The organism is Stenotrophomonas sp. CASM106, assembly GCF_049384825.1.
GTDB lineage: Bacteria > Pseudomonadota > Gammaproteobacteria > Xanthomonadales > Xanthomonadaceae > Stenotrophomonas > Stenotrophomonas muris.
This window is the reverse complement of record NZ_JBMRFS010000003.1, coordinates 678,549-686,558: the sequence shown is the minus strand read 5'-3', so window position 1 is coordinate 686,558 and position 8,010 is coordinate 678,549. Positions and strand designations below refer to the sequence as shown.

The following is an 8,010-nucleotide window of genomic DNA, read 5'->3' as shown; positions in this document are numbered from 1 at the left end:
TGGCGCAATCCATGGCGCCAACGGTCCCGGCCAGCCCCTTCCCCCGCCACCCGACGGTTTCCTGCGAGCGCGGGCAGCGCAACAGCGCGCCGGTGAGGATTCGAAAAGCGGGTTCTGGTAGTGCCGCTCCTGCTCCTGCCTTTGACTCCGTCTCCGCGCCAGCGCAGGGAGCTGTCCTGCAGGGGCTGATGGGTCAGCGCAGGACCGTTGGCGCCACGGATGGCGCCATCGAGCCCCCATGGATGGGTTCACGGCGTGTCCTGCGCTGACCCATCAGCCCCTGCCTGCCAGGAAGAATCAGGGCGACGAACGCGCACGCATTTCAATCCCGCCCCTTGACCTCAACCAATGTTGAGGTGCGATAACAATCTCCCCACGGCCAGCCCCTGGCCTTCCCCACGGAGATTGCTTCGATGTCGTACTCGCTTCCCCCGCTCCCCTACGCCTACGACGCCCTTGAGCCACACTTCGATGCGCGCACGATGGAGATCCATCACAGCAAGCACCACCAGGCCTACGTCAACAACCTCAATGCCGCCATCGAGCAGGCCGGCATCGCCGAGCAGCCGGTCGAGGCGCTGATCGCCAACCTCGGTGCCGTGCCCGAGGCGCAGCGTGGCGCGGTCCGCAACAACGGCGGTGGCCACGCCAATCACAGCCTGTTCTGGACCGTGCTCAGCACCGACGGTGGTGCACCCGATGAGGAACTGGCCACCGCCATCGACCGTGACCTGGGCAGCTTCGATGCCTTCAAGGACGCCTTCAGCAAGGCCGCGCAGACCCGTTTCGGCAGCGGCTGGGCCTGGCTGACCAGTGACCGCGACGGCCGCCTGCAGGTCGAAAGCAGCGCCAACCAGGACAGCCCGCTGATGGGTGCAACCGTCGGCCTGTCCGGCAATACCCCGATCCTCGCGCTGGACGTCTGGGAACACGCCTACTACCTGCACTACCAGAATCGTCGCCCGGACTACATCGGTGCGTTCTTCAACATCATCAACTGGGCCGAGGTCGGCCGGCGCTACCGCCAGGCCCGGGCCTCATGAGCGGCGAGACAGTGCCGTACGCCGGGCCGTGGGCGGGGGTCTTCCCCGCACCGGCGCCGGTGCCGTCGGTCGAGATGCCGCCGCGTGCCCTGCGGCGGCTGCTCGGCCATTTCCCGACCGGCGTGGCCATCGTCTGCGCGCGCGATGCACAGGGCAAGCCGGTCGGCCTGACCATCAACTCGTTCGTACCGGTCTCGCTGCAGCCACCGCTGGTGCTGTGGAACCTGGCGTTGCACGCGCAGAGCCTGTCCACCTTCCAGCGCGCCACCCGCTTTGCAATCAGCGTGCTGGCGGCCGACCAGGAAGCGCTGGCCCGGCGCTTCGCCGATCCGCAGGTCCGCAATCGCTTCGACGGCCTGGCATTGCTGGATGACGACGAGGACGCCCCACCCCGCATCGCCGGTGCGGTCGCCCATCTCACCTGTACCCGCCACGCACAGTGGCCGGTGGGCGATCACCTGCTGCTGGCCGGCCGCATCATCGACGTGCACGAGAACGGCGGCGCGCCGCTGCTGTTCCATCGCGGCCGCTTCCAGCCCGGCCCGGCCGAACTGCTGGTGGAGGTGCGCGGATGAACATCGAAGCTCTGGAATGCATGCTCGCCGCCGGCAAGGATGGCGCGCTGCTGCGCTTCGGCCTGGGCAAGGGCTGGCTGGATGCCGGCAACCCGGTGCGCGCGGCCACCCATCTGGGCCGTTGCGTGGTGCTTGATCCGCAGTACTCGGCGGCGTGGAAGCTGCTGGGCAAGGCCTGGCTGGCCAGTGGCCAGCCGCAGGCGGCGCGCGAAGCCTGGCAGCGCGGATTGAGCGTGGCCGGCAGCAAGGGCGACCAGCAGGCACGCAAGGAAATGCAGGTGTTCCTGCGCCGCCTGGACCGCGAGCAGGCGGAGCCGGCGAAAGCGGGCTGAGTTGATCAGCCCGCGTTGGCCGATGCCGGTGCGGACATGATGTCCGACATCGGCAGGCGGCGCGGCTTGCTCGGGAACGCGTGGCGCAGGATGCGCCAGACCACCTGGCCGAACTGGCGCGGCAGCGAGCCGTTGTTGTAGTGCTGGCCGTAGCGACGGCAGATGTCCTTCACTTCCTTGGCAATGGCCGCATAGCGGTTGGCCGGCAGGTCCGGATAGAAGTGATGCTCGATCTGGTGGCTGAGATTGCCCGACAGCACGTTGATCAGGAAGCCGCCGCTGATGTTGGATGAACCGCGCAGCTGGCGCAGGTACCAGTGGCCGCGCGATTCATTGCGCAGGCATTCCTTCGGGAAGGTTTCCGATTCGGCGGTGAAGTGGCCGCAGAAGATAATCACGTAGGTCCAGATGTTGCGCAGTCCGTTGGCCACCATGTTGCCCAGCATCACGGTGAGGAAGAACGGGCCGGCCAGCAGGGGGAAGAACACGTAGTCCTTCAGCACCTGGCGGGCCATTTTCCGCGCCACCGGGCGGGTCTGCATCCACATCGCACGGCCGCTGATGCGGCCCTTCAGCCAGCGGCCCAGGCGCAGGTCCTGCGCGGCCACGCCCCACTGGAACAGCAGCGCGAAGATCGGCGCGATGATCGGCTGCAGCAGGTAGAACGGCTTCCAGCGCTGCTCCGGGAAGATGCGCAGCAGGCCATAACCGATGTCATCGTCCATGCCACGCACGTTGGTATAGGTGTGGTGGCGGAAATTGTGGGTCTTGCGCCAGTTGTCGGCAGTGGCAACGATGTCCCACTCATAGGTATTGCCGTTGAGCTTGGGGTCACCGGTCCAGTCGAACTGGCCGTGCATGACGTTGTGGCCCAGCTCCATGTTCTCCAGGATCTTCGACAGCGCCAGCAGCAGCGTGCCGGTGATCGCGGCCGGCCACAGCAGCGGCATCCAGAACAGCGGCGAGAACGCCGCCAGGAACAGCAGGCCACGGCCCCCCACGCCAAACCAGCGCACGGCGGCGGCCACGCGGCGGATGTAGCGGGTATCGGAGGCGCCGAGGCTGCCGATCACACGGTCGCGGATCGCGTCGAGTTCCTCACCGAAGGCATGCATCTCGGCAGTACTCAGGGCACGGTCGGTAGCGCGGGTCATGGCAGGCGTCCTCAGAGATCCAGGGTCAGGTCGGTGGTCGGTGCGCTCACGCAGATCCGTACCGGCTGCGCCGATTCGGACTGCAGGTCGCCGGTGCGCAGGTGGCGAGTGGCGCCACTGACGCGGTCACAGCTGCAGGTGTTGCAGATGCCCATGCGGCAGCCATGCCTGGGCTTGATGCCATGGGCTTCCAGGCTTTCCAGCAGCGAGCTGCCACGCGGCACGCTCAGCTGGCGGCCACTGCGCGCCAGCGTCAGCACGACCTCCCCTTCACTGCTGGCGTCACGCAGCGGTGCGGGAGGAGTGAACGCTTCCGCCTGGAAACCGGCGACCTGGTGCGCCAGGCGTTCGCGGGCGGCGGCAACGAAGCCGTCCGGGCCGCAGGCCAGCACATGGCGCTGCGCCAACGGGGTGTCATCGCCCGCCACCTGCAGGTCGTGGGCATCGATACGTGCGGCGGGCACATCCCCTTCGCGGGTGGTCAGCAGGTGCACACGCAGGTTCGGCTGGCTGGCGGCCAACGCCTGCAGCTCATCACGGAACTGCAGGTGGGCGGCGCTGCGTTCCCAGTAGAACAGGTCCACCGGCGCTGCCAGCGGGCGCTGGCAGGCGTCGCGCAACAGGCTGCGCATCGGCGTGATGCCACTGCCGGCAGCCAGCAGCAACACCGGCGCCGCAGCCGGCATGTGGAACTCGCCGAAGGCGGCATCGAGGCGGAACAGTTCGCCCGGCTGCGCGTGGTTGACCAGGTGCTGGCTGACGAGGCCGCCGTCGATCGCCTTGACGGTGATCGCCAGCTCGCGCCGACCCAGTGCGGTGGGGCTGTAGCTGCGCTGCCACAGGCGCCCTTCAATCTCCACGCCCAGGGTGACGTGCTGGCCGGCGCGCATGCCGGCCCAGTGCCGGTTGGTGCGCAGGACCAGGGTCGCCGCGCCCTCGCCGGCCGGCTCTCGCCGGATCAGGCGGGCCACCGGCTCGCGCAGGGTCCACAGGGGATTGAGCTGGCCTGCCCAGAAATCGAACAGCGACGGCGAGACCCAGCGGTACGGAGAGAACAGGGACGGACGGACGACAGCGCTCATGGGCGAACTATACGGGCGCACATACACCTGTGTATACATGTGTATATTGAACCGGATTGGGTATGATTCAGCCTCGCCCCACCGGAACCCCCATGGCCGCCGCCACCGCCTTGTCGACGCCTGAAGATGCCAACAGCCCGGCCCGCCGTACGGTGAGCCGCGAGGACCTGCTGGCCGCCGCCCTGAAACTGATCGGGCCGCACCGCAGCCTGTCCACGCTCAGCCTGCGCGAAGTGGCACGTGAGGCCGGCATCGCGCCGAACAGCTTCTACCGGCAGTTCCGCGACATGGACGAACTGGCCGTGGCGCTGATCGACGCCGCCGGCCGTTCGCTGCGGACCATCATCGGCGAGGCCCGCCAGCGTGCCACCTCCACCGCCACCAGCGTGGTGCGGGTTTCGGTGGAGACCTTCATGGAACAGCTGCGCGCCGACGACAAGCTGCTGCACGTACTGCTGCGCGAAGGCGCGGTGGGTTCGGACGACTTCAAGCACGCGGTCGAACGTGAGCTGCACTATTTCGAGGAAGAGCTGCAGCACGACCTGGTGCGCCTGGCCGCGCTGGACGGCGCCGTGCTGCATGCCCCGGAACTGGTGGCCAAGGCCATCACCCGGCTGGTGTTCGCGATGGGTGCCACCGCCATGGACCTGCCGCCGGAGAAGGACCCGGAGCTGATCGAAGAGATCTCCACGATGATCCGCATGATCATCGTCGGCGCCCGCACGCCCGCCGCGTTCCGCCGCGGCTGACGATCGCCCCCGGGGTCGGATCCCTTTCTAGGGGAAAGGGCTCTGACCCCAACCACACAGCAACACCAACCTCCGTGCATGACCACAGGCAGGGTTGCGGCTGCCAAATGTAATGTTATAACACGGCCATGATCTGGCTCGGTCGGCGTTCCGCTCGGAATGACTGCGGCTTCCTTATATAGCACTTGCTATATTAATAAGCCACTGCTTTCATATGCGTCAGCCAGGTCGCCCTCGCCGCCTTTCTTTCCCCAAGGACGACGCCCTCATGCCCGTTGCCACGCCCCTCTTCCATCGGCTGCCCCTGGCCGCCGCCATTGCCCTGACCCTGCCGCTGCCTGCACTGGCCGCCACTCCGAAACCGACCGAACTGGACCGTGTGCAGGTCAAGGTGAGCACCGCCACGCGCAGCGAACGCCTGCTGTCGGACGTGCCGATCCGCACCGAGGTGCTGCGCAAGGAAGACATCGCGCTGCGCGCGGCCACCGACTTCTCGCGCGCCGCCGAGCTGATCAACGGCCTGCGCGTGGAGAGCAACTGCCAGAACTGCAACACCAGCGAAGTGCAGCTGCTGGGCCTGCCCGGTGCCTACAACCAGCTGCTGTTCGATGGCATCCCGCTGCTGTCCACGCTGGGCAGCGTGTACGGCCTGGAACAGATCCCGGCCGGGTTCGTCGACCGCATCGAAGTGGTCAAGGGCGGTGGCTCGGCGCTGTACGGCCCGGGTGCGGTTGCCGGTGTGATCAACCTGATTCCGCCGCTGCCGGCGCGCAGTGGTGGCCATGTGCAGGCCGGCGTGGGTGTCCTGGAAGGTACGCCGCAGAAGAACGCCGACGTGCGGCTGGACCTGGTGGCCAAGGAAGTAGACGCCGGCCTGTCCGTGATTGCCCAGCGCAACTGGAACAACGGCATCGACTACAACGGTGACGGCTACACCGAGATCACCCGCAAGAACCTCAAGGTCGGCGGGCTGCAGGCCTGGTACGCGCCCACGCCGGGCACGCGGCTGCGCCTGGACCTGCAGGTGACCGATGAAACCCGCCGCGGCGGCAACCGCCTGGACCAGCCCGAATACCTGGCCAACATCGCCGAATCGCTGGATACGAAATACCGGCGCGGCAGTGTGTCGTGGGACCAGGAGATCACTGCCGACGTCGATTTCCGCCTGGCCTACGCCTTCGCCGACATCGACCGCGACAGCTTCTACGGCGGTCTCGGCGACGTAGTCACCGATCCGTCCGCACCCGGCTATGACCCGTCGCAGCTGGACCGCAACGTGGCCGGCAGCGCGGCCTCGCGTTCGTGGCGCCAGTACGGCCGCACCCACAACCCGCTGCACTACATCGACAGCCAGTTGAACTGGCGGCTGGGCGCGCATGCGCTGGCCTTCGGTGTGCAGTACAAGCACGAGGCGCTGCGCGACGACAACCGCACCGGTGACGGGCAGCGTCTTGCGGTGCTGGAGGATGCGACCTTCCACAACCTGGGCGCGTTCATCCAGGACGAATGGAGCCTGCGCGACAACGTCGACCTGGTGCTGGGTGCACGCGTGGACAAGAGCTCGGAACTGGACAACGCGGTGTTCTCGCCGCGCATCGCGCTGGCCTGGCAGGCTACACCGAACCTGAAATGGCGGGCGGGCATCGCCACCGGCTTCCGTGCTCCGGAGATCTTCGTTGAGGATGTGCACGTCGATACGCTCGGTGGCGAACAGGTACGCGTGCGCAATACCGATGGCCTGAAGGAAGAGCGCGCGTTGACCACCCTGTTCGGCTTCGACTGGCGCTCGGACCCGGCCAATCCGGTGTGGAGCTGGGATGCTACCGCCTCCTATGCACGCATCCGCGATACCTTCGCGCTGGGCGAGATCCAGCGCGGCGATGACGGCCAGCTGAGCCAGCTGCGTTACAACGCCTCCGGCTCGGACGTGCTGGGTGCGGAAACCAACCTCGGCTGGCAGCCGTCGCTGCAGTGGCGCCTGACCGCCGGTGCCTCGTGGTACCGCTCGCGCTACCGCGAGCCGCAGCGCGTCTTCGACGACAGCGGCGACGGTGGCGACACCGTGATCGAAAGCCGCGACTACCTGAAGACTCCGCGCTGGACCGGCCTGGCCCAGCTCAGCTGGATGCCGGCCGAACCGTGGGAAACCTTCGTCGCGCTGCGCCATACCGGGCCGATGTCGGTGCTGAACAACCGGTTGGGCGAACTGCACCGCACGCGTTCGTTCCTGGTCACCGATCTCGGGGCGCGCTGGCACCGTCACCTGGGCGCACAGGCGCAGCAGGAAGTGTCGGTGGCCGCGGGCGTCAAGAACGTGTTCGATCAGCGCCAGAAGGATCTGGAAGTGGGCGCGCTGCGTGACAGCGACTATGTCTACGGGCCGCGCTTCGCGCGTTCGTGGTACGTCAACCTGCGCTATGCGTTCTGAAGCGCTGAGAGCGTTGGTGCTGGCCTGTGCCGCGCTGCCGGCCGCACCGACGGTGGCTGCGGACCTGCACGCGCAGGTCTCGGCTTCGCTGATGCGGCCGGAACAGCGCTCGCTGCGGCCGATGCAGTGGACACCGCCGCCGAAGCTGGTGGCGCTGTACTTCGGTGCCGACTGGTGCGCGCCCTGCCATGCCTTCGTACCCACCTTGCGCAGCGTACGCGACGCGTTGCGCGAGGCCGGCGCCGATACCGAAGTGGTGTACGTCAGCCTGGATGAGAGCGACGCTGCATTGCGCCGCTACATGCACACGCAGGACATGCCGTGGCCGGTGCTGGACCCGCGCCGCGCCGCGCGCATGCCGGCGCTGCAGGCATTGGCCGGGCTGGCACCGCCGAACCTGGTACTGATCGATGCCGACGGCACGGTGCTGGCCAACGGCTGGCAAGGCCGGCGCTATCAAGGCCTGCAGCCGGTGTTGAAGGAATGGATGAAACGGGCGTGTGCGCAGCAGCAGGCGCGCTGCCCGCCCGATCTGTAGAGTCAAGCCACGCTCGACGCATTCGATCACCGTGCGAACGGCAGCCGAGCATGGCTCGGCTCTACAAAAACCGGGATCGCGCGAACGGCCGGAGGCCATGGCCCGGCGC

At 67.5% G+C, this 8,010-nt stretch carries 8 protein-coding genes; 6 read left to right on the top strand and 2 right to left on the bottom strand.

What is annotated here, in order from left to right:
- Positions 1–413 precede the first annotated feature (413 nt).
- The 3 genes from VG556_RS10560 to VG556_RS10550 are packed head-to-tail and all read left to right on the top strand — an operon-like array spanning position 414 to position 1,950.
- Positions 414–1,043, top strand: a complete 630-nt coding sequence (locus VG556_RS10560) for a superoxide dismutase (RefSeq protein WP_049407456.1) — start codon at positions 414–416, stop codon at positions 1,041–1,043.
- Positions 1,040–1,618 (top strand): flavin reductase family protein, encoded by a 579-nt coding sequence (locus tag VG556_RS10555; protein WP_032962524.1) that lies wholly within the window; start codon positions 1,040–1,042, stop codon positions 1,616–1,618. Before VG556_RS10560 ends, VG556_RS10555 begins: the two co-directional genes overlap by 4 nt.
- A complete protein-coding gene (locus VG556_RS10550; protein WP_014647429.1) occupies positions 1,615–1,950 on the top strand; it encodes a tetratricopeptide repeat protein in 336 nt (111 codons plus the stop codon). The genes VG556_RS10555 and VG556_RS10550 overlap by 4 nt, the downstream gene beginning before the upstream one ends.
- Before the next feature lie 5 nt (positions 1,951–1,955).
- On the opposite strand, the gene VG556_RS10545 is transcribed toward VG556_RS10550, so the two are convergent.
- Together VG556_RS10545 and VG556_RS10540 are read right to left on the bottom strand one after the other, a co-directional pair.
- Positions 1,956–3,104, bottom strand: a complete 1,149-nt coding sequence (locus VG556_RS10545) for a fatty acid desaturase family protein (RefSeq protein WP_005413710.1) — start codon at positions 3,102–3,104, stop codon at positions 1,956–1,958.
- Positions 3,105–3,115: 11 nt separating this feature from the next.
- Positions 3,116–4,186 (bottom strand): ferredoxin reductase, encoded by a 1,071-nt coding sequence (locus VG556_RS10540; RefSeq protein ID WP_181452933.1) that lies wholly within the window; start codon positions 4,184–4,186, stop codon positions 3,116–3,118.
- Between the two features lie 92 nt (positions 4,187–4,278).
- Between VG556_RS10540 and fabR the strand changes: the two genes are divergently transcribed.
- The 3 genes from fabR to VG556_RS10525 all read left to right on the top strand — a co-directional run bounded on the left by fabR (position 4,279) and on the right by VG556_RS10525 (position 7,901).
- On the top strand, positions 4,279–4,935 hold the full coding sequence (gene fabR / locus VG556_RS10535; RefSeq protein WP_014647432.1) for an HTH-type transcriptional repressor FabR: 657 nt from the start codon (positions 4,279–4,281) through the stop codon (positions 4,933–4,935).
- Between the two features lie 268 nt (positions 4,936–5,203).
- Positions 5,204–7,363 (top strand): TonB-dependent receptor plug domain-containing protein, encoded by a 2,160-nt coding sequence (locus tag VG556_RS10530; protein WP_100450214.1) that lies wholly within the window; start codon positions 5,204–5,206, stop codon positions 7,361–7,363.
- Complete coding sequence (locus tag VG556_RS10525) at positions 7,353–7,901, top strand: thioredoxin-like domain-containing protein (RefSeq protein WP_100450215.1); 549 nt, start codon at positions 7,353–7,355, stop codon at positions 7,899–7,901. The genes VG556_RS10530 and VG556_RS10525 overlap by 11 nt, the downstream gene beginning before the upstream one ends.
- Positions 7,902–8,010 lie beyond the last annotated feature (109 nt).